We start from the raw sequence: 26,463 nt of genomic DNA, 5'->3' as shown, positions 1-26,463 counted from the left end.
ACTATATCTTGTAATATTTTATTCTAAAGATGTGCAGCATATACAGCTTTTCTATTCCTCGTCGATGGAACGTTCGTATGTGTTTAAAAAGAAGTTTTTATTTCCCCTTTTTTTTTGAGGGAGGTGGTTTGGAACCGGTTCCCACTTTTTGGGGTGGTCCACCCACGGGAACGGCGTTTGCCCGGACAAAAGGTGGGCCCGAGAGCCCACCTTCGCCCGGCAACATGCCGGTCCTCATGCATGACCAACGCAACAAGTCGGAACCGGTTCCAGACCCACTCGCTACAAGATCACGGTGCAATAAATACGTTATCGAAAGTTTACTTCTGGAAACAAAAAGGGGACGAAAAGCGAACTTTTCGTCCCGCTCGGATCATCGCGTGCGGTAACCCGCGTCACGAAGGCAGTTGGCGTTGAAGATCCGGTCGCCGCCCGTCGAGGTCACGCGGCAATATCCGGGCAGGTTGCGGACACCGGCATCGCGCAGGCAGCCGGCCCAATAGCCGTTCACGCGCTGGCCCTGCTGGCGATAGGTCATCGAGCAATGGCCGGGCAGGCTGGCGTTGTGGCGCGGCGGGCTCATGTAGGGCGGGTCGACGCGCGGCGGTCGGGCCGAGATCGGCGGGCGATAGCCACCGTGGCCGCCGTTGTTCCAGCCCCCGCCGTTTTCCCAGCCGCCGTTGCCGACGTTGTAGCCGGCCTCGTACAGGCATTCGGCGATGTAGCCGGTGCGGGTGCGGCCGTAATTCACGCGGAACTCGTATCGGCAATGCTGGGGAAGCCCGCGATAGCCGGCGCGGTTCAGGCAGCGCTCATTGAAGCTCTGGATGTTGCGGCCGTTGACGCGGATCGTCTCCATGCACGAGCCGGGCAACACGCGCGGGCTGTAGTAATGCGGTGTGTGGTTGTCATCGATGGCGTTGACGATGGCCCCGACGACGATCGCGCCGGCAAGGAAGCGCAGCAGGTCGTCGGCATCGGCTTCGGCCGGGCGGGCGGTGGCGGACAAGCCGGCCACGGCGACAGCGCCAGCGGCGACCATGGTGGTGACTCGGCGGGTCAGGAAGCGCGGCATCCTGAAGCGGGGGGGGGGGAGGGTGGATAGCAATGTCATCGGCTGACCTTTCAAGGACCCGAAGCGGGCGCGTGTCGGAGGGACGGCAGGGGCGGCGGCGGGAAAGGGCCGTGGCGATCTGCCGGGATGCAGCGACGGTGCGCCCAGGGTCGATGAGAGGCAATATCGGGCGCTGGTTATCCAATAACGCCTTGCTGCGCAGGGGGTTCCATGCCCCTGATATTGCATAGCGCGGTCGGCATCGGCATGGTCGGCTTATGAACACCACCCGTAACCCTGCAACCAATCGAGCTGTGACCATGCGATTCAAGACTGCGATTCTCGCCCTTGGCGCGACGCTGGCCATGGCGCTTCCGGCTTCGGCCGCGTGCTATGCCGATTACCGCGCGCAACAGAACAACCCCGTGCGATTCCACTATGGCGTCGCCCAGATCCCCGACAACGCCTGCGGAAACGTGAACGCCGCGACGCAGGCTTTGCGCGGCCGTCTGGCCTCTGGTGGCTGGACCTTGGTCAATGTTTTGTCCACATTCGGGGACGATGGATTGTCCTCGAGGCGCGCGAATGCCGGAAGCTTCTACCTCCGTTATTGATCTGACCCGCGGGGGCTCCCGCACGATCATGTTGGGCTTGGCCGCCATTGTTGCCATTCTGGCGCTGGCGGCCGTGCTTTTGTTCGTGAACCTGCCGGACACGAACGAATTCAACGCCCGCGTCACGCAGATCTTCGCCGACAATGCCGATCTGACCGGACAGGCCGAGCTGCGCCTGCTGGAGATCCTTGCGCAATCGGGGACGACCTTCACCGAGGTGCTGGTCAGCTATCGTGGCGTGATCTTCGTGCTGATCGTCTTCGCAAGCCTGCTGCTGATCACCGCGCTGGTTCTGGTGCTGGCCCTCATCGGGCTGAACCGCAAGCTGGCCCAGGTGCAGCGGACGGGCATTCAGGTCTCGTCTCTGGTGATCAGCCGGGGCGAGCGGAAGGTCTATATCAACGATCTGGAATTCAACCTGACCGAAGCCGCGGTCGAGGCCCTCGCCGTTCTGGCCGAGGCCCGGATGGACGATGAGATGATGTCGGGCGCTTCGCTGGAATCGGTGATCTCGGGCAAGCGCGAGGCCGATTGCGAGGAAGCCGCCGGTGCCACCCGGATCAAGCGGCTGCGCGATTCGCTGGGCAACCAGATGGTCAGTGAGCTTCTGGTCCGCAACATCCCGCGGCAGGGCTACATGCTGGCCGTCGAGAAGGACGTGATCCGGATGATCTGACGCCACGCCCCCGACCTTGGGCCCGACCTAAGGCCGGGGGCGCAGCATGCGATCAGGGCCAGCGCACGAATACGGGCAGGGCGCTGTTGTCGAGTGCACCATTGCCCAGCTGGCCATATTGCCCCTGACCCCAGCACCGGACCCGGTTGTTGGTCTGCAAGGCACAGGTGTGGCGGCTGCCGACGGCGAGTTCCTGATACCGGAGGCGTGAATAGAACACCGGCACGGGTTCGCCCCGGTCGGTGAAGGTGCCGTCGCCCAGCTGGCCCAAGGCGTTCCAGCCCCAGCAGAACGGACGCCCGGTCCGGGTCAGGGCACAGCTGTGCGACCCGTGGCCCGTGCCGAAATCACGCACCCGGCGCAGGCCGTTGACGCGGATCGGAAGGTATTGCCGGCGCTCCGCATTCGGGTTGCCCAGCTGGCCATACTGGTTGGAGCCCCAGCACATCAGGAAGCCGCGGGCGTTCAGCCCGCAGGTGTGGCTTGAGGCCGGGTCCAGATCGCTCATGTTGTCCCGGGCAAGCAGGGTCGGCACGTTGGTGGCATTCCCCGTGCCATCGCCCTGCAACCCGGCGAAGTTCCGGCCCCAGCAGAATTCCTCGCTGCGGCGGGTCGTGGCGCAGGTCGTGGCCGATCCTGCGGACAGCGCGTTGACGCGGGTTAGGCCGGGGACGATCTGGCGCACCGGAAAATCCTCGTTCGAGCCGAGGCCAAGCTGCCCGGAATAGCCGTCCCCCCAACAGAACACCCGACCTCGGCCATTCAGCGCGCAGGTATGTTGCCCGCCCGCGGCAACGGCGGTGATATTGCGGAGGTCCAGCACCGTAACAGGGGCGCTTTGTACGGCGACACCGGACTGGCCGTTGCCCAGCTGGCCTTGGTTGTTGCTTCCCCAGCACGACACCCGACCGGTCTCGTGCAGGGCACAGGCGTGATAGCCGCCGGCAGAAATGGCAATCGCCGGGTCGAGGCCCTGCACCTGAACGGGGTTGGCGCGATTCTCGGTCGTGCCGTCCCCAAGTTGTCCGGACAGGTTTATCCCCCAGCACCAGACGCCACCTTCCGCGTCCAGCGCGCAGGTGAAATGCTGTCCGGCCTCGATCTGGATCAGTTCGGGTTGTTGCGCCTCGGCCCGCTCCGGCGTCAGTGCGGGCGCGGCAAGGGCGGCGAGGAATGTGAGGAAGAGCGCGCAAACGCGCGGCGACAATCGCATGGGACACCTCAAATGGCATTGTTTCAATGCCCGCAGGGTCGCATTCCAAATCTGATGTCGCAAGAATTTTGGTCTTGGTCGAAGGCCCCCACGCTGGGCAGGGGCCTTCGGGTCACGCTTATTCTGCGGCGTTCAGCAGCGCCGGCGCGGCGGCCAAAGCCTCCAGATGGTCGGCGATGGCATGGGCGATGGCGCGCTTGTCGTCGATCGGGGTCACCCCGTCCGGACGCACGAAGAGCGCGCGCTGATCGGTGCCACGGGTATCCTCGCCCCGGGTGGCCACGACGAGGCCGGCGCGGTCCAGACGCTTGGCCGCGACGCTCACCAGTTCCTCTTCGCTGACGCCTTCGAGGTACTTGAACGCCACCGTGTGCATCGAGGGATCGGCGGCCATGGCCATGTCGATCACCTTCTCGGTCGGCTCCAGCTCCAGCATCAGGCTGGACTGGCCCGAGGCGATCTTGCCCGTCACCGCCTGCTTCGGCCGGTAATCCGCCACCCCGGCCGAGAAGACCCCGGCCCAGACGCCCGATTTCACCCGCTCGACCACCGTGTCGCGGTACTCGCTGTAAGTGCGGGTGATGGTGATCGGCATCGGCGTCTTCGGCCGCCAGGCCCCGTCGCCGAGAATCAGTTCGGCATCGGCGCCGCGCCATGTCAGCTCCTCGGCCACCTGCGCGCCCAGACGGCCGCGGAAGCGGTTGACGATCCGACGCACGCCATCGATCGGCACCGGAGTCGGACCGGCGGTGACCATGATCTTGCGCCCGCGCAGCCGCGAGGTGCTGAGCGCCCGCCCGACGGCGATGCACAGCGTTTCGGTGCTGGGCAGGTTGTGCTTGCCATAGGCGTCACGCGGGGCGACGAAATGCACGCCCTGCGCGGCAAGGCGGCGCGCGTTGTCGACCAGCTGGCTGTTGTGCATCGTGCCATGCATCGTCGGCGCGACCAGAACCTGCGTGCGGCCCTGCTCCATCCGACCAAGGGCCGAGATCAGCGTCGAGGTGACGACCGTGTCGCCGATCCCGTGCGCCATCTTGGCGATGGTCGAATGCGTTGCCGGCGCAACCAGATAGGCGTCAAAGGGATCGTTGTCCGACAGATGCTCGGCCCGCCACGTCAGGTTGGTGACGACCGGCCCGAGGGTGGCCCATTCCAGCGCCTCACGCGCGACGTAATGCAGCGCATCCTCGCTGGCGAAGGCCGTGACACTGGCGCCATGACGACGCAGGCCACGGGCCAGTTCCGGCGTCTTCATCGCCGCGATGCCGCCAGTGACCAACAGCGCGATGCGCTTGCCCTTCAGCCTTTCCGAGGCCGGAGGCACGTCGTGGTCCCCCATGCTGGACGGCGTGGGGGCAGAGAAGTCCCAGTCGTAGAGGCTCATGCACGCACCTCGCCTTCGGTGGCGTCGGCGGCCGGCATTTCCAGACCCTTGCGCCATTTCTGATGCGCGCCGCGCGCGCGGTCGACGCGGGTGTTCAGGGCCTCGAAATGGCGGGTGAGGAAGCGGCTCTTCTTGCCCATCTCGCCTCCAATTGATTCGACAACTTCAATGTCGAACAAATCCGCATGCTGGATCTCCAGACAGGGGATGTAGGGCGCACCCTCGGTCAGGACCGGCTCTTCGCGATGCGCCATCCACGGGAACATCTCGAGGAAGATGCGGTAGCTGGCGTAGTCATAGGACGAGTCGCAGCCATGCCAGACGCCGTTCAGCTTCACCGCGGCGAAATAGTGCTTCACGGTCGGACGCTGCAGGGCCAGCCAGCCGGTCGGCATCAGCTTGCCCAGAACCGAGGTCGGCATCGGCACTTCGACGAAACCGGCTTCCAGACCGGCGGCGCGCAGCAGGGCGACCTGCAGGTTGGTTTTGGTCGTGCACATGCCGACACCGCGGGCCAGCGTGTCCGAGGCGCGTTCCTGCCACGCGCCGAAACGGTAAGGCATGGCGTGGACGAATTTCAGCACGGCCTCGGCGGTCGAGGCGGGCGTGGCACGGCGCAGGCGCACGGCGGCGCGGCGGATTTCCGGGTGATCGACGTCGCACAGCGCGGCGGGATCGGGCAGGTCGGTCGGCGGGGTGGCGTCGGCCTCGGCCGCGTCGGCGGCGATCAGGGCTTTGGCCAGCACGCGCTTGAGCGAAGCGGGCAGGGCCGCCGAATCAAGGGTCCAGATGCGGGCGGCCTGATCGGCGACCTGAAGCGTGTGTTCCTGCGGGCCGAAGTGATTCCCCGGGCCGAACCAGTCGGTCACACCGGTCAGTCGGCCGTCGAGAACGACGTTGAGCGGGCGATCCGACCCAGCGTCATAAACGCCGCCGGCGGAGAGCTGGCGCACTTCACCACGGGCAAAAATGTCGGATTCGTACCCATCTAGGTAGAGTCCAAGGGTTGTATCCTTGAACAATTCGAGCAATTCAGGGTTGAATGTTTTGGCAGCAGTCGTCTGCATGTGGCCCCCCAAGGTCCGATGCGATTGGCAGATGGCAACGACCCGGGCCCCAACGGGCAGCGAAAAGGCGCGGGCCTTAACAACAAGTTACCCCTCGGATGCACGTAGAAGAAGAGTTTTGTTTCCCTCGTGGCAACAAAATCTAGGATTGTTTCTCGCGTGCAATACAGCTACCGGGCGAGCGATTCCCTGACGATTCCCCTCGGTTTTCAGCGGTTTCCGTAACGTCCACTTTTTCGACATCGCGGGAAAATTGTTGAATCACTGCAGGGAAGCGGCAATTCTGGATGCAACCGCCCCGGGAGGACCGGCACCGACGAGCAACGTCGGGCAGGAGGGGCGAGGGTCTGGGAGGGCCATCCATGGACGTATTGCAACTGCTGTTGAGCGGTCTCGCCAACGGCTGTGTGTACGGACTCGTCGCCTTGGGCTTCGTGCTCATCTACAAGGCGACCGAGGCCGTCAATTTCGCCCAGGGCGATTTCATGATGCTGGGCGCCTTCATCATGGTCGGGCTGGTCAATCCCCAATTCATGGGCCTGAATTTCTGGCTGGCGGTGCCGATCGCTCTGATCCTGATGGCGACGCTGGGCTACCTTCTGGACCTCTTGGTCCTGCGCCACATGTTCGGCCAGAGCCAGACCGCGGTTGTCATCCTGACCATCGCCCTGGGCTTCGTGATCCGCTTCATCGCCGGCGTGATCTGGGGCCATGAGCCGCAGAACCTGCATTCGCCGCTGGCGCTGGGCGATGTGCGTTTCGGCGGCGTGGTGCTGTCGATGGCGGATATCGCGGTGATTGTCGTCACCGTCATCATGACCATGCTGCTGTGGCAGTTCTTCCAGCGCACGAAGCTGGGGCTGGCCATGCAGGCGGCCTCGCAGAACCAGATGGCGGCCTATTACATGGGCATCCCGGTGAAGCGGGTGCAGGGCGCGGTCTGGGCCTTGGCGGGCGTCGTCGCCTGCGTGGCGGGGATCCTTTATGCCTCGAAGGGCACGCTGGACATCTCGTCGGGCTTCATCGGCATCAAGGCCTTCGCGGCGGCGGTGATCGGCGGCTTCGGCAGCCTGCCCGGCGCGCTGATGGGCGGCCTCATCGTCGGGATCATCGAGCCCTTTGCGGCGCGCTATCTGCCCGCGGGCTACAGCCAGATCGCACCCTATGCGCTGCTCATCATCGTGCTGGTGTTCCGTCCCCACGGCCTGTTCGCGCAGGTCCGCGTGAAGAAGGTCTGAGCGCATGCGGTTCCACTTCAAGACCTCTTACGACCACGACATCCGCCTCTTCCCCGACTGGTACAAATTCTCGCTCTACGCCGTGCTGCTGCTGATCCTTCTGGCCCTGCCCTGGATCATCGACAGCTTCTATCTGGGCGAGGTCACCAACGTTCTGATCTGGTCCGTCGCGGGCCTCGGGCTGATGCTGCTCACGGGGCAGACCGGGCAGGTGAGCCTTGGGCATTCCGCCTTCATGGCGCTGGGCGCCTATACCTGCGTCAACTTCATGGAGGCCGGGCTGCCCTTCCTCGCGGCCTTCCTGCTGGCGGGTGTGGTGACCGGGATCATCGGCGCGCTGGTTGCCATTCCGGCGCTGAAGCTGCACGGGGTCTATCTGTCGATCTTCACCCTCGCGCTGGCGATTCTGGCCGATGACTTCATCGTCATCCTCGAGCCCTGGACCGGCGGTGTGAACGGCTATTTCGCGCCCGAGATCTGGGTCTTCGGGATCGAGATCAACCGCTGGGCCGCGCCTGAGACCTGGTATTTCCTCACCCTCGGCACCGCGCTTTTCGTCACGCTGATCTACCGCAACCTGCTGCGCTCGCCCCTGGGCCGCGCCTTCGCCGCCGTGCGGGATTCCGAGATTTCGGCGCAGGCGATGGGCGTCGATGTGGCGCGGACGAAGACCATGGCGTTCGGGCTCAGCTGCGCCTTTGCCGGTCTGGGCGGGGCGCTGATGGGTCTGTTTGCCGGGGCCTTCAACAACGAGACCTTCAACTTCCTGATCTCGATCCAGCTGCTGATGATGATCATCATCGGCGGCCTTGGCTTCATCCACGGGGCCTTCCTCGGCGCCATCGTCATCGCCTTCCTGCCGCAGTTCCTGTCCATCGCCACCGACGTGCTGCACATCACCGTGCCGGGGCTGGAAACCGGCGTGTTCGGCATGATCCTGATCGCCTTCATCCTCTTCGAGCCGATGGGCCTTTACGGACGCTGGCTGAAGATGCGGACCTGGCTCGAGCTCTTCCCCTTCGCCCGGCGCGACATGTTCCGTCGCCAGAAGTCCTATCTGAAGACGGAGCGCCTGAGATGAGCCTTCTGGACCTCAACGGCGTGACGCTGAAATTCGGCGGCGTCACGGCCGTGAACAACCTGTCGATGTCGGTCAATGAAGGCGAGGTCTTCGCGCTGGTCGGCCCGAACGGCGCCGGCAAGTCGACCGTCTTCAACATGATCTCGCGCTTCTACCGCCCGGTGCGGGGGAAGATCAGCTTCGACGGTGAGAACCTGCTGAATCACCGCGCGCATGAGATCGCCAATCTCGGCATCGCGCGGACCTTCCAGAATATCGAGCTGTTCGAGCGCGCCACCGTGCTGGAGAACCTGCTGGTCGGGCGTCACCGTCACCGCAAGTCGTCCTTGCCCGAGCAGATGTTCTTCATGGGCCGCGTCCGGCAGGAGGAGCGCGAGCATCGCCTCGCCGTCGAGGAGGTGATCGAATTCCTCGACCTGCAGGCTTACCGCGACAAGATGATCGCGGGTCTGCCTTACGGCGTGCGCAAGGTCGTGGAACTTGCCCGCGCGCTGGCGACGAAGCCGCGTCTCTTGTTGCTCGATGAACCAGCCTCGGGCCTTTCGGTCGAGGAGACGCAGGACATGCGCTGGTGGATCGACGACATCCGCCGCCAGATGGGGATCACCGTGCTGATGGTCGAACATGACATGGGCCTTGTGTCGAAGGTCTGCGACCGGGTGCTGGCTCTGGCCGATGGCGCGAAGCTGGCCGAGGGCACCCCGGCCGAGGTGCAATCGCATCCGGCGGTGATCGAGGCCTATCTGGGCACCTCGGCCATCTCGAAGACCGCCAATGCGAAGGGGGAGCGGGTATGAGCGCGCTTCTGGAGGTCAAGAACCTCGAAACCTTCTACGGCCCGATCATGGCCATCCGCGGTGTCTCGCTGGAGGTCCACAAGGGTCAGGTCGTCACCGTGCTGGGCGCGAATGGCGCGGGCAAGACGACGCTGTTGAAGACGATCTCGGGGATCATGGACCCGGAAAAGGGTCAGGTCCTGTTCGAGGGCGAGGAGATCCAGGGCAAGGAGCCGCATCAGGTCGTCCGTCGCGGCATCGTGCAGGTGCCCGAGGGACGCGAGGTCTTCCCGCTGCTCACCGTCGAGGAAAACCTGACGCTTGGGGCCTATACCCGCTCGGACCGTGCCGAGATCGAGCGCGACCGCGAGATGGTGTTCAGCTATTTCCCGATCCTCGCCGAGCGTCGCCTGCAGGAGGCCGGCACGCTCTCGGGCGGGCAGCAGCAGATGTTGGCCATCGGGCGCGGGCTGATGCTGCGGCCGAAGATCATGCTGCTCGATGAACCCTCGCTGGGCCTGTCGCCGCTGCTGACGCAGGAGATCTTCGCGATCCTGCGGCGGCTCAATCAGGACGAGGGCGTCACCATGATGCTGGTCGAACAGAACGCCGCCGTGGCGCTGGATCTGGCCGATCAGGGCTATGTCATGGAGCTTGGCCGGATCGTGATGGCCGATTCGGCGGAAAAGCTGGCACAATCCGAGGACATCCAGAGCTTCTATCTCGGCCATGCCAATGAGGGCGCGCGCGGCGAACGGCGCTGGAAGAAGAGGAAGACGTGGCGATGAACATGCTTTCCGAAAAGGACCTCAAGGGCGTGCGCGTCAATGCCGAGCCCGGTGTCTCGCCGGTGCGCATCGACGGCCATATGACCGTCCCCGCCCTGTTCCGCGCCCGCTGTCTGGAGAACGGCGCCGAGGTCGCGCATCGCGAGAAGGACCTCGGCATCTGGCAGGCCTATAGCTGGACCGACTACCTGACCCGCGCGCGCCATATCGGCATGGGCCTGCGCGCGCTGGGCCTGCAGCGCGGCGACGTGATCTCGATCCTGTCCGAGGACAACAAGGAGTGGATGTATTTCGACATGGCCGCCCAATGCATGGGGGCCATTTCTTCGGGCGTCTACACCACCGATTCCGCCGCGCAGCTGGCCTATCTGGTCAATGACAGCCAGACCAAGTTCCTGATCGTCGAGAACGAGGAACAGCTGGATAAATACCTCGAAGTCGCGGACCAGATGCCCTCGCTGTTGAAGGTCATCATCCTCGATCCCGAGGGGCTGCATGCCTTCGACAACCAGAACTGCATGCTGCTCGACGAGCTTTACGATCTGGGCCGCCAGCACGACGACGAGGCCGTCTTCAACGCCGAGATCGACAAGACCGGGCCGCAGGATGTCTGCGTGCTGATCTACACCTCGGGCACCACCGGTCAGCCCAAGGGCGTGCAGCTGACGCAGGAGAACATCACGGCCGGGATGGAGGCCTCGCTCTACGGGTTGCCGTTCCAGAAGCGGGCCGAGCAGCTGTGCTTCCTGCCCCTGTGCCATATCCTCGAACGGATCGTGTCGCTCTACACGCCGCTGGTCGTGTCCTCGACGGTGAATTTCGCCGAGAGCCCAGAGACGGTGTTCGACAACCTCCGCGAAATCTCGCCGCATGGTTTCGTCGCCGTGCCGCGCGTCTGGGAGAAGGTCTATTCCCGCGTGCTGGTCATGGCGCAGGAATCGACGGCGCTGGGCCGCTGGGCCTTCGGGCAGGCGATCAAGGCGGGGCTGGCGCGGGCGGATTGCATCCTTGAGGGTAAGCCGGTGCCGGGCGGTGTGGCGCTGCGCTACCGGGTCTGGGATTTCCTCGTGCTGGCCAACCTGCGCCGCATGCTGGGCATGGACCGCATCACCCGCGGCCTGACCGGCGCCGCGCCGATCTCGCCCGAGTTGCTGCGCTGGTATCATGCGATCGGCGTGCCGCTTTATGAGGGGTTCGGCATGTCCGAGACCTCGGGCGTGGCGACGATCAACCTGCCGGATTCGAATGCCACCGGCTCGGTCGGGCAGGTGAATCCCGGCATCCAGATGCGCATTGCGCCGGATGGCGAGATCCAGCTGAAGGGGCTCAACATCTTCAAGGGCTATCTCAACAAGCCCGAGAAGACCGCCGAGGCCTTCACCGAGGACGGCTGGCTGCGCACCGGCGATGTGGGGCGGATCGACAATCAGGGCTTCCTGACCATCACCGGCCGGATCAAGGACATCATCATCACCGCGGGCGGCAAGAACATCACCCCCGCCGAGATCGAGAGCCGGCTGAAGTTCAGCCATTACATCTCGGATGCGGTGATCATCGGCGACCGGCGCAAATATCTGACCTGCCTGATCATGATCGATCAGGAAAACGTCGAGAAATACGCTCAGGACCACAAGGTGCCGTTCAGCGACTTCCGCTCGCTGTGCCGCGCCGAGCCGGTGCTGGCGCTGATCCGCCGCGAGATCGAGGCGGTCAACAAGGAGTTCGCGCGCGTCGAACAGATCAAGGATTTCCGCCTGATCGACGTGCTTCTGACGGCCGAAGATGAGGAGCTTACGGCCACGATGAAGCTGAAACGCGCAACCGTCGAAACGCGGCACAAGGCGCTGATCGACGCGATGTATTGAGACGATTGCAATAAGGGCCCGGAGGAGGGTCCAAAGGGGAGGACGACATGAAGACCAAGTTTCTGATGGCGGCTGCCATTGCGGCGCTGGCCACCGGCGCGCAGGCCCAGACCCGTGGCGTCACCGACAGCGAAGTGCTGATCGGCGGCGTGCATGACCTCTCGGGCGTGTTCGCGGCGGTTTCGACGCCGGCGGTGAACGGCGCCAACCTGTATTTCGAGCAGGTGAACGCGAACGGCGGCGTGCATGGCCGCCAGATCCGCTATCTGGTGGAAGATCACGGCTACCAGCTGCCGCGCGCCACGCAGGGCTATAACAAGCTGATCGAGCGTGACGGCGTCTTCGCGATGCTGCTGAACCTCGGGACGCCGCACAACCTCGCGCATTACCCGCTGATGGAACGCCGGGGCGTGCCGAACGTGGCGCCGCTGACCGCTGCCCGCGCCATCCTGCCCGAGCCGCCGGGCATGAACTTCGCCTCGTTCTCCAGCTATTACGACCAGACCGTCGCGGGCATCCGCTACCTGCACGAGACGACCGGCGCGACCAATGTCTGCTCGATGTACCTGCCGACCGATTTCGGTGAGGAAATCGCCACCGCCTCGCGCGAGGCGGCCGAGGAAATGGGCCTGACCTTCGTCGACGAGACCACCCACCGTCCCGATGAGCAGGACTTCGTCGGTGCTGTCAGCCGTCTGCGCGACGCGGGCTGCCAGATCATCACGCAGGCCGTGGGCGTGCGCGCCGGCATCACCATCGTCGGCACCGCCAAGCGTCTGGGCTGGGACGACGCGCTGTTCCTGACCACCTCGGCCGGCTTCCTCGAGCCGGTGGCCATGGTGCCGGGTGGCGTGACGGACGGGCTCTATGCCTCGTCGGGGTGGCAGGACCTCTATGCTCGCGCGTCGGACGAGGCCCCGGCCGAGTTCATCGCGGCCTATCAGGCGGCCTATGACCAGCCGGCCTCGGGCTTTGCGATGCTGGGCTACACTGCGGCGGGACAGATCGTGCGCGCGCTGGAAGCGGCCGGGCCGGACCTGACCACCGAGGGCTTCGTCGCGGCGATGGAAGCGCTGGATTACGATGACGCGCTGCTGGGCACCCATATCAACTTCGGGGCTGATCATCAGGGCGCGAACGACATCTTCATCAGCCAGGTCGGCAATGGTCAGTGGAACACGCTGGTCAGCATCGACGGTGACACCGGTGAAGCCATGGCGGTCGGCGAGTAATCCCTCCAGAAGGCAAAAGAAAAGGGGCCGCATCTGCGGCCCCTTTTTTGTTCTGGCAATGAGGGGAGCGACAGGTGGGGTGAAACCCCACCCTACGCGGGTCGCGCCTTATTCGGCGGGCATTGCCTTGACCTCGTGGGCCAGCGGATGCGTCAGATGCACCAGCATCTCCTTCGGGCAGACCTGCAGGAAGTTCGCCTTCTCCACATCCCAGCGGCGCAGGATCTCGGTGCCCAGCACCGACTCCGTCTCGGCGACATGCTGTTCGATCAGGCCCTTGAGCTGGTTCTCCCAGTGATCAACCGTGACCGGGCAGGTCACCAGCGATTCCAGGTTCATCAGGTTCAGCGCCGTGCCCTCGGGGTCATAGAGATAGGCCATGCCCCCGGTCATGCCGGCGCCGAAGTTGGCACCGATCGAGCCCAGGATCACCGCGATCCCGCCGGTCATGTATTCACAACCGTTGGAGCCACAGCCCTCGACCACCACCGAGGCGCCCGAGTTCCGCACCGCGAAGCGCTCACCCGCACGACCGGCCGCGAACAGCTGACCATCGGTTGCGCCATAGAGCACGGTGTTGCCGATGATCGTGTTCTCGGAGGCCTTGAGCGGCGAGGACATGCGCGGACGCACCACCACCAGACCGCCCGACAGGCCCTTGCCGACATAGTCGTTGGCATCGCCGAACACTTCGATCTTCAACCCGCGCACGGCGAAGGCTCCCAGCGACTGACCGGCGGAACCGGCCAGCTTCACCGTCAGGTGGTCGCGCTGCAGCTTGTTGCGCATGCCGAACTTGCTGACGATGTGGCTGGAGGCACGCGTGCCCACGGTCCGATGCGTGTTCCGCACGGCGTAGGACAGCTGCATCTTCTCACCCTCTTCGAAGAAGCGGGCAGCGTCGCGGATGATCTCGCTGTCCAGCGTCTCGGGCACGGCGTTGCGCGGCTTGTCGCGGTCGTAACGGATCGAGCGCGAGCCATCGACGGTGATCAGCAGCGGGTTCAGGTCGAGGTCGTCGAGATGCGCCGAACCCCGGCTGACCTGCGCCAGCAGATCCGCGCGGCCGATGATCTCGTCCACCGAGCGGGCGCCCAGCGAGGCGAGGATCTCACGCACTTCCTGCGCGTAGAAGGTGATGAGGTTGACCACCTTGTCCGCATTGCCGGTGAACTTCTGGCGCAGCGCGTCGTTCTGCGTGCAGACGCCGACCGGGCAGGTGTTCGACTGGCACTGACGCACCATGATGCAGCCCATCGCGATCAGCGCAGCGGTGCCGATGCCGAATTCCTCGGCGCCCAGCATCGCGGCCATGACGATGTCCCGACCGGTGCGCAGACCACCGTCCGTCCGCAGCGTCACGCGGTCGCGCAGGTTGTTCATCGCCAGCACCTGATGCGCCTCGGTGAGGCCCATCTCCCACGGCAGACCCGCATACTTGATCGAGGTCGCCGGCGAGGCCCCGGTGCCGCCATTGTGGCCCGAGATCAGGATGATGTCGGCCTTGGCCTTGGCCACGCCCGCGGCAATCGTACCGACGCCCGAGGACGCCACCAGCTTCACCGTGACCTTGCACTTGGGGTTGATCTGCTTGAGGTCGTAGATCAGCTGCGCGAGGTCTTCGATCGAGTAGATGTCGTGGTGCGGCGGCGGCGAGATCAGGGTCACGCCCCTCGTGGAATGGCGCAGCTTGGCGATCAGGTCGGTGACCTTCATGCCGGGCAGCTGACCACCCTCGCCGGGCTTGGCACCCTGCGCGACCTTGATCTCCAACTCCTCGCAATGGATCAGGTATTCGGCGGTGACGCCGAAGCGACCCGAGGCCACCTGCTTGATCTTCGCCGAGGCGTTGTCGCCATTGGGTTCGGGCGTGAAATCGTCGGGGCTCTCGCCGCCTTCACCCGAATCCGACTTCGCGCCGATGCGGTTCATCGCGATGGACAAAGTGCGGTGCGCCTCGGGCGAGAGGGCGCCGAGCGACATGCCCGGGGTGACGAAACGCTTGCGGATCGAGGTGATCGATTCGACCTCCTCGATGGGCAGCGGACGGCCCAGCGGCTTGAAGTCCAGAAGGTCGCGCAGATGGATCGGCGGGTTCGCCTGCAGGGCGGCCGAGTACTTGCGCCACAGGTCATACGACGCGCGGTCACAGGCCGATTGCAGCAGGTGCATGGTCTGCGCTTCCCACGCATGCTTCTCGCCCGAGCGACGGGCCTTGTAGAAGCCGCCGACCGGCAGCGGGCCCACCGGCTGACGCCAGCCCTTGGTGTGGACCTCTTCCAGCTTCATCTGGATGCCGTGCAGACCGATGCCCGAGATGCGCGAGTGCATGCCGGGGAAGTAATCGGCGACCAGCGCGCGCGAGAGGCCCACGGATTCGAAGTTCAGACCGCCGCGATAGGACGAGATGATCGAGATCCCCATCTTCGCCATGATCTTCAACAGACCCGCGTCGATGGCGTCGCGGTAACGGCGCATGGCGTCAATCAGCGAGCCGTCCAGCAGGCCGCGGTCGATACGGTCGGCGATGGTGTCCTGCGCGAGGTAGGGGTTCACCGTCGTCGCGCCACAGCCGATCAGCACCGCGAAGTAGTGCGGATCGATGCATTCGGCGGAACGCGTGTTGATCGAGGTGAATGTGCGCAGGCCCTTGCGGGTCAGCCAGCTGTGCACGGCCGAGGTCGCGAGGATCATCGGCATCGGCACCCGGTCGGCGCCTTGCTTCTCATCCGTCAGCACCAGATGCGCGGCGCCCGAGCGGACGGCATCTTCGGCTTCGGTGCGGATGCGGTTCAGACCTTCGCGCAGCGCCTCGGGGCCGGCATCGGCCTCGAAGGTGCAGTCGATGAAGGTGACGCCATCGCCGAATTGCTGGACCATCATCTTGAATTCCTCGTTCGCGATGAACGGGGATTCCAGCATCAGGATCTCGGTCTGGGCCGAGCTCTCGTCGAGCACGTTCTTCAGGTTGCCGAAGCGCGTCTTCAGCGACATCACCCGGCTTTCGCGCAGCGAGTCGATCGGCGGGTTGGTCACCTGGCTGAAGTTCTGGCGGAAGAAGTGGCTGAGCGGGCGATAGACCTTCGACAGCACCGCAGACGGCGTGTCATCGCCCATCGAGGCCACGGCTTCCTTGCCGTCCTCGGCCATCGGCGAGAGGATCTGCTCGATCTCTTCCATCGAATAGCCGGCGGCGATCTGGCGGCGGCGCAGCTCTTCGCCGGCGTGCATCGGGGTCTCCGGCACGTCGCGCAGCAGGTTGTTCAGCTCGACGATCTTGTCGGTCCACTCGCCGAACGGCTGGCTGGAGGCCAGACGGTCCTTCAGCGCGGTGTCGCGGTAGAGCTTGCCCTCTTTCATGTCGACGGCAATCATCTGCCCCGGCCCGAGGGCGCCTTTCTCGCGCACGGTCATCTCGTCGACCGGCACCATGCCCGCTTCCGAACCGGCGATCAGCATGCCGTCACCCGTCACGACATAGCGCATCGGGCGCAGGCCGTTGCGGTCCAGACCGCCACAGACCCAGCGGCCATCGGTCATCGCCAGAGCGGCGGGGCCGTCCCACGGCTCCATCACCGAGTTGCAGTAGGAATACATGTCCTGCCACGGCTTCGGCAGCTCGACTGTGGTCTTGGACCAGGCTTCCGGCACCAGCATGGTCTTCGCCATCGGCGCCGAACGGCCCGAACGCACCAGAACCTCGAACACCGCGTCCAGCGCGCCCGAGTCGGAGGAACCGCCGGGAACGATCGGCTTGATGTCCTCGGCCATCTCACCGAAGGCCGACGAGGCCATGCGGATCTCGTGCGACTTCATCCAGTTCACGTTGCCCTTCAGCGTGTTGATCTCGCCGTTATGGGCAAGCATGCGGAAGGGCTGGGCCAGCCACCATTGCGGGAAGGTGTTGGTCGAATAGCGCTGGTGATAGATCGCGAAGGACGAGATGAAACGCTCGTCCATCAGGTCGGGGTAGAAGGTCGCGACCTGCTCGGCCAGCATCATCCCCTTGTAGATGATCGAGCGGCAGGACAACGAGCAGATGTAGAGCCCGGTCACCTGCGCCTCGATCGCCGCCTTCTCGATGCGGCGACGGATGATGTAGAGCTCGCGCTCGAAGGTTTCCTCGTCGGTCCCCTTGGTGTTCTTGATCAGGATCTGCTCGATCTCGGGGCGGGTGGCATTGGCCTTCTCGCCCAGAACCAGCGTGTCCACCGGGACATGGCGCCAGCCGTAGATATAGTAGCCCATGCGCAGGACTTCGGTCTCGACGATGGTCCGGCACCGCTCCTGCGCGCCGAAATCGGTGCGCGGCAGGAAGACCTGACCGACGGCGATGAGCGAATCCATGTCGGGCTCATGGCCAGTGCGGCGGATCTGGTCGTAGAAGAAGGGCGCCGGGATCTGCACATGGATGCCCGCACCGTCGCCGGTCTTGCCGTCGGCATCGACCGCACCGCGGTGCCAGATCGCCTTCAGCGCGTTAATGCCGTTCATCACGACCTGCCGCGAGGGCTTGCCGTTGATCGACACAACAAGGCCCACACCGCACGAGGCATGCTCGTCATCGGTCTTGTAGAGGCCGTTCTCATCCATCCAGCGGCGCTTCGCCTCTTCGGCGGCGACCCAGCTTTCGTCGTAGACGGTCATGGCTTGCTCCTTTTCAGTTGCGGGCGGTCAGGCTGATCTCAGGGATGCAGTCCTGCCGGGTCAGAAGATGTGGGCCCAGCCCGGGGTCCGGTCGCGGTCCCCGTTGCGGGGGAGGGCGCCTGGCCGGGGGCTGAACCCCGGGCCGTGTTACTCAGCCGCCACCGAGGCGGGTTGCGACAGGTAGTCGAGGATCGAATCCGCAGCCTCGCGGCCATCGCGGATCGCCCAGACCACCAGCGAGGCACCGCGCACGATGTCGCCCACGGCATAGACGCCGGGCAGGCTGGTCGCGTGGGTTGCGTGATCGCAGCGGATCGTGCCCCAGCGGGTCACGGTCAGTTCCGGCACGCCCCAGAGGGTCGGGATTTCCTCGGGCTCGAAGCCGAGCGCCTTGATCACCAGATCGGCCGGCTCGATGTAATCGGCGCCTTCGATCAGTTCGGGCGAACGACGGCCCGAGGCATCCGGCGCGCCGAGGCGCATCTTCTGCACGTTGACGCCGGTCACAGCCTCATCGCCTTCGAAGCCCGCAGGCGCGGTCAGCCAGACGAAATCGACGCCTTCTTCCTCGGCGTTCTGCACTTCGCGCTGCGAGCCCGGCATGTTGTCGCGGTCGCGGCGGTAGAGCAGCTTGACCGAGGTCGCGCCCTGACGCACGGCGGTGCGCACGCAGTCCATCGCGGTATCGCCGCCGCCGATGACGACGACGCGCTTGCCCTCGGCATTCAGCGCGCCCGAGGTGAATTCCGCCACTTCGTCGCCGAAGCTCAGGCGGTTCGAGACGGTCAGATAGTCCAGCGCCTTGACGATGCCGGGCAGTTCCGCGCCGGGGCCGTAAAGGTCGCGCGACTTGTAGACGCCGGTGGCGATCAGCACGGCATCATGCTTGCCGCGGATCGCGTCGAAGCTGATGTCCTCGCCGACCTTGCAGTTCAGCACGAATTGCACGCCGGCCGCTTCGAGCTGCTCGATGCGGCGCATGACCACGTCCTTCTCCAGCTTGAAGCCGGGGATACCATAGGTCAGCAGGCCGCCCGCGCGGTCATAGCGGTCATAGACGGTGACCTGAACGCCGAGGCGACGCAGACGGTCAGCCGCCGACAGACCGCCGGGGCCCGCGCCGATGATGGCGACGGATTGATCACGCTCGGCCATGGGCACGCCGGGCTTCACCCAGCCCTGCTCCCAAGCGGTGTCGGTGATGTATTTCTCGACGGCGCCGATGGTGACGGTGCCGTGGCCCGACTGCTCGATCACGCAATTGCCTTCACACAGACGGTCCTGCGGGCAGATGCGGCCGCAGATCTCGGGGAAGGTGTTGGTCGACTGCGACAGCTCATAGGCTTCCTGCAGACGGCCCGAAGCGGTCAGCATCAGCCAGTCGGGGATGTTGTTGTGCAACGGGCAATGCGACTGGCAATAGGGCACGCCGCATTGGCTGCAACGGCTGGCTTGCTCCGCAGCCTTTTCCGCCGCAAACTCGCGATAGATCTCGTCGAAGTCTTCGCGGCGTTCGCCCGCCGACCGCTTGGTCGGCATTTCCTTGGGCTTGGTCACGAACTTGAGCATGCGCTGTGTGGCCATGGCTGGGTCTCCCGCAATTGTCGCGCAGGGATACTCTGGAATGAAAGACAAGAAAAGTCAGCAAGACTGACCTATATCCAACTTATTTTACATCGCAACGCGCTTTGTCTGAGCGCGCCTCTGCAAAATAGGTCAGTAAAATATACCTATCTTCACGGCTTCCCCTTTTTTCAAAAGGCGGTATGGTGCCCCGAACCATGGCAGAGGCGCTGACAATGCCGCTCTATCACATCCTGATTCTTGCATTGATTCAGGGCATTACCGAATTCCTTCCGATATCCTCGTCCGGGCATCTCATCCTCCTGCCGCAATTGGCCGGCTGGCAGGATCAGGGCGTGGCGCTTGACGTGTCTGTGCATGTCGGCACTTTGCTGGCCGTGATGCTCTATTTCCGCGCCGATGTGGCGATGGTGTTACGCGGCATCCCGGCGATGCTGCGCGGCCGCCTTGATTCGCCCGGCGCGCGGATGGCCTTCCTGCTGTTCGTGGCCACGGTGCCGGTGATGGCGCTGGGTCTGGTGCTGAAGGCGACGGGCCTTGTCGATGCCATGCGCTCGATGGCGGTGATCGGCTGGACCATGCTGGTCTTCGGCGTGATCCTTTATGCCGCCGACAAGCTGGGCCCCGAGGATCGCCGGGCCGAAGGTTGGACCTTCCGCGATGCGATCCTGCTTGGGCTATGGCAGGCGGTGGCGCTGATTCCGGGCACCTCGCGCTCGGGCAGCACGATCACCGGCGCGCGCTTCCTCGGGTTCGAGCGCCATGACGCCGCGCGGCTGTCGATGCTGATGTCGATCCCGACGATCATCGCCTCGGGCGCGATCACGGCGCTGGACCTCGTCGAGACGGCGAATGCGCAGGCAGCGATCGACGGCGCCATCGGGGCGGCGATCTCGTTCGTGGCGGCACTGTTCGCGCTGAAGGTGATGATGAAGTTCCTCGCAGCGGTCAGCTTCACCCCCTACGTGATCTATCGCGTGCTGCTGGGCATGTTTCTGCTGTGGATGGCCTACGCCTAACCGTGAAAGGGCGCCTTGAAATGAGAAAGGCCGGGCAATGCGCCCGGCCTTTTGCGTTCGGTGGCGGCAGGATCACTCCTGACCGCGCAGGCCCTTGGCCGATTCCTTGATCGCGTCGTACTGGCCGGTCGGGCGGAAGCGCCACAGATAGCTCGGCAGGATCAGGTCCATCGGCGTCGGCTGTACGCCCAGATCGCGCAGGCCCTTGGCGCCGTCGGCCACGACGTTGTCGTGCTGCAGGTCCAGAAGCTGGGTCTTGGTGATCGGCGCCTTGACGATGCCGAGGCTCAGCGTCTGCGCGATGCCACCCAGCGTCGCCCCGATCGAGGCGGCGAAGCGCGGCAGGTTCACGATCACGCGGCGGCGACGGATCACCTGCAGCATCATCGTCATCAGGTCGCGGAAGCTCATCGCGTCGGGGCCGCCCAGTTCGTAGATCCCCGCCTCGGCCTGACCCATGGCGGCATTGGCAGCGGCTTCGGCGACGTCATCGACATAGACCGGCTGGAAGCGGGTGTTCGCGGCGGTGATCGGCAGGATCGGCGAGACGCGTACCGAGGCGGCGAAACGGTTGAAGAACTCGTCCTCGGGCCCGAAGATCACCGAGGGGCGCAGGATGACTGCGCCGGGGAAGGCCTGCAGCACGGCCGCTTCGCCCAGACCCTTGGTGCGCGAATAAGCGCTTTCAGCCTCGGCATCGGCGCCGATGGCCGAGATATGCACCAGATGCGGCACACCGGCTTCGGCGGCGAGGCGGGCCACCATGCCGGCGCCTTCGGCCTGCACGGCGTTGAAGCTGTTCTTGCCGCTCTCGGCGAGGATGCCGGCGCAGTTCACCACGGCATCGGCCCCGGCAATCGCCGCGCGGACGGACTCTTCGTTGCGGATGTTGCACAGGACGGGCTCAACCTGGCCGACAAAGCCATAGGTGCGCACGTAAAGGCGTTCGTTGGGGCGGCGAGTCGCAACGCGGACGCGCCAGCCTGCCTGCGCCATGCGGCGGGCGACATAGCGTCCGACAAAGCCCGAACCGCCCAGGATCGTGACAAGTTTCGTCATGTTGGCCTCCGCGCAGACAGCGTATTTCCTTGCTCAATACCCCTCAGCCCCTTGCGCGACAAGCCAAAAGCAGGGCGCATCCGATGCGTCTTCTGCGTCGCGGCGAGGTGGGGCAGGGGGACCCGTCACCCATGACCTGACCGGCTGGATGACATTTTTTCGTCCGCGTGACGATTTTTTTGAAAGGGCCGTTGACAGTGTTCGGGGGCACGGATATTCAGCCGCTCACACCACCAGCCCAGGTGGCGGAATTGGTAGACGCGCTAGCTTCAGGTGCTAGTTTCCGTAAGGAAGTGGAGGTTCGAGTCCTCTCCTGGGCACCAATACCAGAAACCCCGCAAGGCTTTGTCCTTGCGGGGTTTCTTGATTCTCGGGCCGTCGATTTCAGATCCGGACTTCCCTTTCCCGCCGTGCCGCTTAACTTGTTCAGCAAGCGGCAATCAGCGAGAGGGCACACCCATGGAAACGCGCAATCTGGGCAAGACGGGGCTGCGGATCGCGCCCTTGGTTTTCGGCGGCAATGTGCTGGGCTGGACCGCCGATGAGGCGACCAGTTTCCGCGTTCTGGATGCCTTCATCGACCACGGGTTCAACGCCATCGACACGGCCGATGTCTATTCGCGCTGGGCGCCGGGCCATTCGGGTGGCGAATCGGAAACCGTTTTGGGCCGTTGGTTCGCGCAGCGCCCCGGTATGCGCGAGAAAGTGGTGCTGTTCACCAAGGTCGGGTCCGACATGGGTGGCCCGGGTGAGAAGGGCCTGTCCTCTGGCTGGATCGAAACGGCGGTCGATCGGTCGCTGGCCCGGTTGGGGATCGACGAGATCGACCTCTATTTCTCGCACTGGCCGGACCCCGAGGCCGATCATGCCGATACGCTGGGCGCCTATGACCGGCTGCTGAAGGCCGGGAAGATCCGGGCGATCGGGGCCTCGAACTATGACGCCGCGCTCTTGGGCAAGGCGCTGGAGGTGGCAAAGGCCGAGGGGCTGCCGCGCTATCAGGTGATTCAGCCGGGCTATAACCTGCACGACCGCGCGGGATTCGAAGAGGCGCTGCGCGATCTCTGCCTGCAGGAGGATATTGGTGTCGTCTGTTACTATGGGCTGGCGGCGGGGTTCCTCAGCGGGAAATACCGGACCGAGGCCGATCTGGCCGGCCGCGCCCGAGGCGAATCGGTGCGGAAGTATTTGACGGAGCGCGGGTTGCGCATCCTCTCCGCGCTGGATCAGGTGGCCGAGGGGCAGGGCGCCACGCAGGCCGAAGTCGCGCTGGCCTGGCTGATCGCAAGGCAGGGTGTCACCGCGCCGATTGCCAGCGCCACCAGCGTCGAGCAGGTCGAAAGTTTCGCCCGTGCAGCGGCTTTGCAGCTGTCCGAGGGCGATCTTCAGGTGCTGGAGGCAGCCGGGGCCTGAGAGCCAACCGGCACCAGTCAGGGTCGCTATCGGCGCCGAAAGTCCACCATTGGCGTCGCCGCGTTCCCCCACGAGTCGCGGATCGCGCGATTTGCGTCGCGCAGATCGCCGCGGGCCCTTATGCCGCAATGCAGTATCGACATAGTTTCGGACAGCTCCTCCTCCCCACCCCTCTGACCCGGGAACTTCTTCATGACTTCTTTCGTCCTGACCGTCCAATGCGCTTCGAAGCGCGGCATCGTCGCCGCCATCTCGGGGTTCCTGGCCGAGAACGGGTGCAACATCACCGACGCCGCGCAATACGATGACCTGGAGACGGGCCATTTCTTCACGCGCATCACCTTCACCGCGGAAACCGGCGCGTCGCCCGATAGCCTGCGCGACGGCTTTGCCCCGATTGCCCAGTCGTTCGACATGACCTGGGGCATCCATGACAGCGGTACGCGCATGAAGGTGCTGTTGATGGTGTCGAACTTCGGCCATTGCCTGAACGACCTGCTGTACCGCTGGCGCATCGGCGCGCTGCCGGTCGATCTGGTCGGCGTGGTGTCGAACCACATGACCTATCAGAAGGTCGTGGTGAACAACGATCTGCCCTTCTACCACATCAACGTCACCAAGGCGAACAAGCCCGAAGCCGAAGCGCGGTTGATGGAAGTTGTCGAAAGCTCGGGTGCGGAACTGATCGTGCTGGCGCGCTACATGCAGGTGCTGTCGGATGCGCTGTGCACCAAGATGTCGGGCCGGATCATCAACATCCACCACTCGTTCCTGCCGTCGTTCAAGGGCGCGAACCCCTACAAGCAGGCCTATACCCGCGGCGTGAAGCTGATCGGGGCGACCGCCCACTATGTCACCGCCGATCTGGACGAAGGCCCTATCATCGAGCAGGACACCGTCCGCGTCACCCATGCGCAGAGCCCCTCGGACTACGTCTCGCTGGGCCGTGACGTCGAGGCGCAGGTTCTGGCCCGCGCCGTGCACGCCCATGCCCAGCACCGCGTGTTCCAGAACGGTCACCGCACCGTGGTCTTCCCGGCCTCGCCCGGCGCCTATGCGTCGGACCGCATGGGCTGATTGCGGCGCGTATCGCGGAATGGGAACGGGGGTGCGGTCGACGCGCCCCCGTTTCGCATTGGGCCTCGCGCGGTTGGGATGGCTGCGTGATTGACCTGCGGCGGAGGCGGGTCTAAGCCCGGTCAGACCCCGAAAGACACTGAGGAAAGCCCGATGGCGATCCATTTCCATTCGCAGGACCTGCCGGACGATCTGGACCTCGGACCGATCGTTGCCATCGATTGCGAGACGATGGGCCTGAACCCGCATCGCGACCGGCTGTGCCTCGTCCAGCTCTCGGCCGGTGACGGGCACGCCCATCTGGTGCAGATCACCCGCGAGCAGACCGAGGCCCCGAACCTGTGCCGCCTGCTGGCCGATCCCGCCGTGCTGAAGCTGTTCCACTACGGCCGCTTCGACATTGCGGCGATGTACAACCGTTTCGGCGCGCTGGCCGCGCCGGTCTGGTGCACGAAGATCGCGTCAAAACTGGTGCGCACCTATACCGACCGCCATGGGCTGAAGAACCTGCTGACGGAGCTGGTCGGCGTCGATATCTCGAAGATGCAGCAATCCTCGGATTGGGGGGCTGAAGAGATCACCAAGGCGCAACGCGACTACGCGGCTTCGGACGTGTTGCACCTGCACAAGCTGCGCGATGTCCTGATCGCCATGCTGGAGCGCGAGGGCCGGATGGACATGGCGCAGGCCAGCTTCGACTTCCTGCCGATGCGCGCCCGGTTGGATCTGGCCGGCTGGGCCGATACCGACATCTTCGCGCATTGATCGGCGAGGGCGGCATGGCGATGACGGATCCGATCAGCAGCAAGGCGTTTCACACCAAGGTGGTGAACGTGCTGAAAGTGGTGCTGCCGATCACCGCGCTGGTGCTGCTGTCGCTGGTGTTCCTGCTGGCACGCACGGTCGATCCGGGCTCGGCCATCGCCAATGCGGAGATCGACGTCGAGGACCGTGCCCGCGATCCGCGCCTGACCGGCGCCCGCTTTGCCGGCGTGACCGAGGATGGCGCGGCGCTGACCATCGTTGCCGCCAGCGCGCGCTCGGACGTGAACGCGACGATGCGGCTTGAGGTGACGGGGCTCGATATGCTGCTCGAGGGGCCGGACGGGCCGATGATGCACGCCATCGCCGCCGAGGGGATCATTGACAGGGGCCGCGGGTTGTTTCGCCTCGACGGCGGGCTCGATTTCACGGCGGCACCGGGCTACCGGCTGACAACCGAAAGCCTGATGGGGCTGCTGGACAACACGCGACTGACCGCACCGGGTACTGTCAGCGGCAGCGCGCCTGCGGGCCAGATCCGGGCCGGAAGCCTCGAGTTGCGGGCCGATCCTGAGAATGCAGGGGCTTATGTGCTTGTTTTCGGCGCTGGGGTGCGGTTGAACTATCAGCCAGAAAACTGAGGGAAAGCCGATGCCGCGTCTCATGTTCCGACTGTTCGCCCTGCTGCTGATGCTGGCCTCGCCGGCGCTGGCGCAACAGGGGGTGCAGATCAACTTCGGCCAGTCGCTGCGTCTCGATGGCTCGGCGCTGGAGGTGACGGCGGATCAGCTCAACGTCGATCAGGCCACGGGCGCCACGGAATTCTCCGGCAATGTTCTGGCCATTCAGGGCGAGATGCGGATTGCCGCCCAGTCGCTGCGGCTGGAATACGCGGGCTCGGGCTCGGGGACGGGGTCGCAGCGGATCGGCCGGCTGATCGCCTCGGGCGGGGTGACGATGACCACCCCGGACGAGGCGCTGGAGGCCCGCGAGGCGATCTATTCCCTGCAGGCGCAATCGCTGGAGATGACCGGGGCGGTGATGCTGGTGCAGGGGCAGAACATGCTCTCGGGCGAGCGGTTCGTGGCCGATCTGCGCTCGGGCAGCGGTCAGATGTTCGGTCGCGTCCGCACTATCATCCGGATGGAATGACTCCTCGATGACCATGAACGACGATCAGGTCGACGGGTTGCGCATCCGGGGCCTGCAGAAAAGCTACAAGCGCCGCCCCGTCCTGCGCGGCATCGACCTCGATCTGCGCCGTGGCGAGGTCGTGGCGCTGCTGGGGCCGAACGGCTCGGGCAAGACCACCTGTTTCTATTGTGTGGCCGGGCTGGTGCCGGCGGATGGCGGTCAGGTCGCCATTGACGGCATCGATGTCAGCGGCTGGCCGATGTACCGCCGCGCGCGGATGGGTATCGGCTATCTGCCGCAGGAAATGTCGATCTTCCGGGGCCTCTCGGTCGAGGACAATATCAAGGCGATCCTCGAAATCGCCGAGCCCGACCGCGCCACCCGCGCTGCGCGGCTGGAAGAGTTGCTGCACGAATTCCACATCGAGCGTCTGCGCAAGTCTCCGGCGTTGGCCCTCTCCGGTGGCGAGCGTCGCCGGGCCGAGATCGCGCGTTGTCTGGCCTCGAACCCGTCCTTCGTGCTGCTGGACGAACCCTTCGCCGGGGTTGACCCGATCGCGGTGGGCGATATCCGCGGGCTGGTGGGCGATTTGACCTCGCGCGGGATCGGGGTGCTGATCACCGATCATAACGTGCGCGAGACGCTTGAGATCGTCGACCGCGCCTATATCCTGCATGACGGGACGGTGCTGATGAGCGGCTCTCCCGACGAGGTGGTGGCCAATGACGACGTGCGCCGCGTCTATCTGGGCGACAGTTTCCGCTGACCTGAGGCCGG

22 protein-coding genes and 1 tRNA gene are annotated in these 26,463 nt (G+C 64.8%); 16 read left to right on the top strand and 7 right to left on the bottom strand.

Annotation, left to right across the window (positions count from 1 at the left end; genetic code table 11):
• Positions 1–373: 373 nt before the first annotated feature.
• Positions 374–1,075, bottom strand: a complete 702-nt coding sequence (locus BCY78_RS09470; RefSeq protein WP_139103126.1) for a hypothetical protein — start codon at positions 1,073–1,075, stop codon at positions 374–376.
• A gap of 299 nt (positions 1,076–1,374) precedes the next feature.
• Between BCY78_RS09470 and BCY78_RS09465 the strand changes: the two genes are divergently transcribed.
• Both BCY78_RS09465 and BCY78_RS09460 read left to right on the top strand, forming a co-directional pair.
• Positions 1,375–1,668: a hypothetical protein gene (locus BCY78_RS09465; RefSeq protein WP_068300697.1), complete on the top strand. Its 294-nt coding sequence runs from the start codon at positions 1,375–1,377 to the stop codon at positions 1,666–1,668.
• Positions 1,640–2,344, top strand: coding sequence for a hypothetical protein (locus BCY78_RS09460; protein ID WP_083194926.1), 705 nt, complete (start codon positions 1,640–1,642; stop codon positions 2,342–2,344). Before BCY78_RS09465 ends, BCY78_RS09460 begins: the two co-directional genes overlap by 29 nt.
• 52 nt (positions 2,345–2,396) lie before the next feature.
• Here the strand turns inward: BCY78_RS09460 and BCY78_RS09455 are convergent, their stop codons facing one another.
• From BCY78_RS09455 to BCY78_RS09445, 3 genes are all read right to left on the bottom strand, one after another.
• Entirely contained in the window at positions 2,397–3,557 is a 1,161-nt protein-coding gene (locus tag BCY78_RS09455; protein ID WP_068300693.1) for a hypothetical protein, read from the bottom strand.
• A 118-nt stretch (positions 3,558–3,675) separates the two neighbouring features.
• On the bottom strand, positions 3,676–4,944 hold the full coding sequence (locus BCY78_RS09450) for a phosphopantothenoylcysteine decarboxylase (protein WP_068300691.1): 1,269 nt from the start codon (positions 4,942–4,944) through the stop codon (positions 3,676–3,678).
• Positions 4,941–5,897 carry a transglutaminase family protein gene (locus BCY78_RS09445; RefSeq protein WP_068300688.1) on the bottom strand — a complete coding sequence of 319 codons (957 nt, stop codon included), beginning with the start codon at positions 5,895–5,897 and terminating at the stop codon, positions 4,941–4,943. Before BCY78_RS09445 ends, BCY78_RS09450 begins: the two co-directional genes overlap by 4 nt.
• 476 nt (positions 5,898–6,373) lie before the next feature.
• On the opposite strand from BCY78_RS09445, the gene BCY78_RS09440 reads away from it, so the two are divergent.
• From BCY78_RS09440 to BCY78_RS09415, 6 genes are read left to right on the top strand one after another with little or no spacing between them, the layout of a single operon-like run.
• Positions 6,374–7,249 (top strand): branched-chain amino acid ABC transporter permease, encoded by an 876-nt coding sequence (locus BCY78_RS09440; protein WP_068300686.1) that lies wholly within the window; start codon positions 6,374–6,376, stop codon positions 7,247–7,249.
• Positions 7,250–7,253: 4 nt separating this feature from the next.
• Positions 7,254–8,330 carry a branched-chain amino acid ABC transporter permease gene (locus tag BCY78_RS09435; RefSeq protein WP_068300685.1) on the top strand — a complete coding sequence of 359 codons (1,077 nt, stop codon included), beginning with the start codon at positions 7,254–7,256 and terminating at the stop codon, positions 8,328–8,330.
• Entirely contained in the window at positions 8,327–9,127 is an 801-nt protein-coding gene (locus BCY78_RS09430; RefSeq protein WP_068300683.1) for an ABC transporter ATP-binding protein, read from the top strand. The genes BCY78_RS09435 and BCY78_RS09430 overlap by 4 nt, the downstream gene beginning before the upstream one ends.
• Positions 9,124–9,894 carry an ABC transporter ATP-binding protein gene (locus BCY78_RS09425; RefSeq protein ID WP_068300681.1) on the top strand — a complete coding sequence of 257 codons (771 nt, stop codon included), beginning with the start codon at positions 9,124–9,126 and terminating at the stop codon, positions 9,892–9,894. Before BCY78_RS09430 ends, BCY78_RS09425 begins: the two co-directional genes overlap by 4 nt.
• The gene (locus BCY78_RS09420; RefSeq protein WP_068300680.1) at positions 9,891–11,759 is read left to right on the top strand and encodes a long-chain fatty acid--CoA ligase; all 1,869 of its coding nucleotides are present in this window, start codon (positions 9,891–9,893) and stop codon (positions 11,757–11,759) included. Before BCY78_RS09425 ends, BCY78_RS09420 begins: the two co-directional genes overlap by 4 nt.
• A 47-nt stretch (positions 11,760–11,806) precedes the next feature.
• A complete protein-coding gene (locus BCY78_RS09415; RefSeq protein WP_068300679.1) occupies positions 11,807–12,991 on the top strand; it encodes an ABC transporter substrate-binding protein in 1,185 nt (394 codons plus the stop codon).
• Between the two features lie 108 nt (positions 12,992–13,099).
• On the opposite strand, the gene gltB is transcribed toward BCY78_RS09415, so the two are convergent.
• Positions 13,100–17,638 (bottom strand): glutamate synthase large subunit, encoded by a 4,539-nt coding sequence (gene gltB, locus BCY78_RS09410; RefSeq protein ID WP_068300677.1) that lies wholly within the window; start codon positions 17,636–17,638, stop codon positions 13,100–13,102.
• Positions 17,639–17,785: 147 nt separating this feature from the next.
• On the bottom strand, positions 17,786–19,222 hold the full coding sequence (locus BCY78_RS09405; protein ID WP_068300675.1) for an NAD(P)-dependent oxidoreductase: 1,437 nt from the start codon (positions 19,220–19,222) through the stop codon (positions 17,786–17,788).
• Positions 19,223–19,437: 215 nt separating this feature from the next.
• Between BCY78_RS09405 and BCY78_RS09400 the strand changes: the two genes are divergently transcribed.
• Positions 19,438–20,241 carry an undecaprenyl-diphosphate phosphatase gene (locus BCY78_RS09400; RefSeq protein WP_068300673.1) on the top strand — a complete coding sequence of 268 codons (804 nt, stop codon included), beginning with the start codon at positions 19,438–19,440 and terminating at the stop codon, positions 20,239–20,241.
• Between the two features lie 72 nt (positions 20,242–20,313).
• Here BCY78_RS09400 and BCY78_RS09395 read toward each other — a convergent pair whose 3' ends face one another.
• Complete coding sequence (locus tag BCY78_RS09395) at positions 20,314–21,300, bottom strand: complex I NDUFA9 subunit family protein (protein WP_068300671.1); 987 nt, start codon at positions 21,298–21,300, stop codon at positions 20,314–20,316.
• 236 nt (positions 21,301–21,536) lie between these two features.
• Between BCY78_RS09395 and BCY78_RS09390 the strand changes: the two genes are divergently transcribed.
• The 7 genes from BCY78_RS09390 to lptB all read left to right on the top strand — a co-directional run bounded on the left by BCY78_RS09390 (position 21,537) and on the right by lptB (position 26,452).
• Positions 21,537–21,623, top strand: a tRNA-Leu gene (locus BCY78_RS09390).
• A gap of 136 nt (positions 21,624–21,759) precedes the next feature.
• Positions 21,760–22,713: an aldo/keto reductase gene (locus BCY78_RS09385; RefSeq protein WP_068300669.1), complete on the top strand. Its 954-nt coding sequence runs from the start codon at positions 21,760–21,762 to the stop codon at positions 22,711–22,713.
• 192 nt (positions 22,714–22,905) lie between these two features.
• Positions 22,906–23,790: a formyltetrahydrofolate deformylase gene (gene purU / locus BCY78_RS09380; RefSeq protein ID WP_068300668.1), complete on the top strand. Its 885-nt coding sequence runs from the start codon at positions 22,906–22,908 to the stop codon at positions 23,788–23,790.
• Between the two features lie 153 nt (positions 23,791–23,943).
• Positions 23,944–24,555: a ribonuclease D gene (locus BCY78_RS09375; RefSeq protein ID WP_068300666.1), complete on the top strand. Its 612-nt coding sequence runs from the start codon at positions 23,944–23,946 to the stop codon at positions 24,553–24,555.
• A gap of 14 nt (positions 24,556–24,569) precedes the next feature.
• Positions 24,570–25,193 carry a hypothetical protein gene (locus BCY78_RS09370; protein WP_068300724.1) on the top strand — a complete coding sequence of 208 codons (624 nt, stop codon included), beginning with the start codon at positions 24,570–24,572 and terminating at the stop codon, positions 25,191–25,193.
• A gap of 22 nt (positions 25,194–25,215) precedes the next feature.
• Positions 25,216–25,704, top strand: coding sequence for an LptA/OstA family protein (locus BCY78_RS09365; protein ID WP_083194931.1), 489 nt, complete (start codon positions 25,216–25,218; stop codon positions 25,702–25,704).
• Between the two features lie 7 nt (positions 25,705–25,711).
• A complete protein-coding gene (gene lptB / locus BCY78_RS09360; RefSeq protein WP_068300661.1) occupies positions 25,712–26,452 on the top strand; it encodes an LPS export ABC transporter ATP-binding protein in 741 nt (246 codons plus the stop codon).
• Positions 26,453–26,463 lie beyond the last annotated feature (11 nt).

The sequence above is a fragment of the Pararhodobacter sp. CCB-MM2 genome (genome assembly GCF_001691415.1).
Lineage (GTDB): Bacteria > Pseudomonadota > Alphaproteobacteria > Rhodobacterales > Rhodobacteraceae > Pararhodobacter.
The sequence above is the reverse complement of the archived record's forward strand: the minus strand, read 5'-3'. Positions and strand labels throughout refer to the sequence as shown.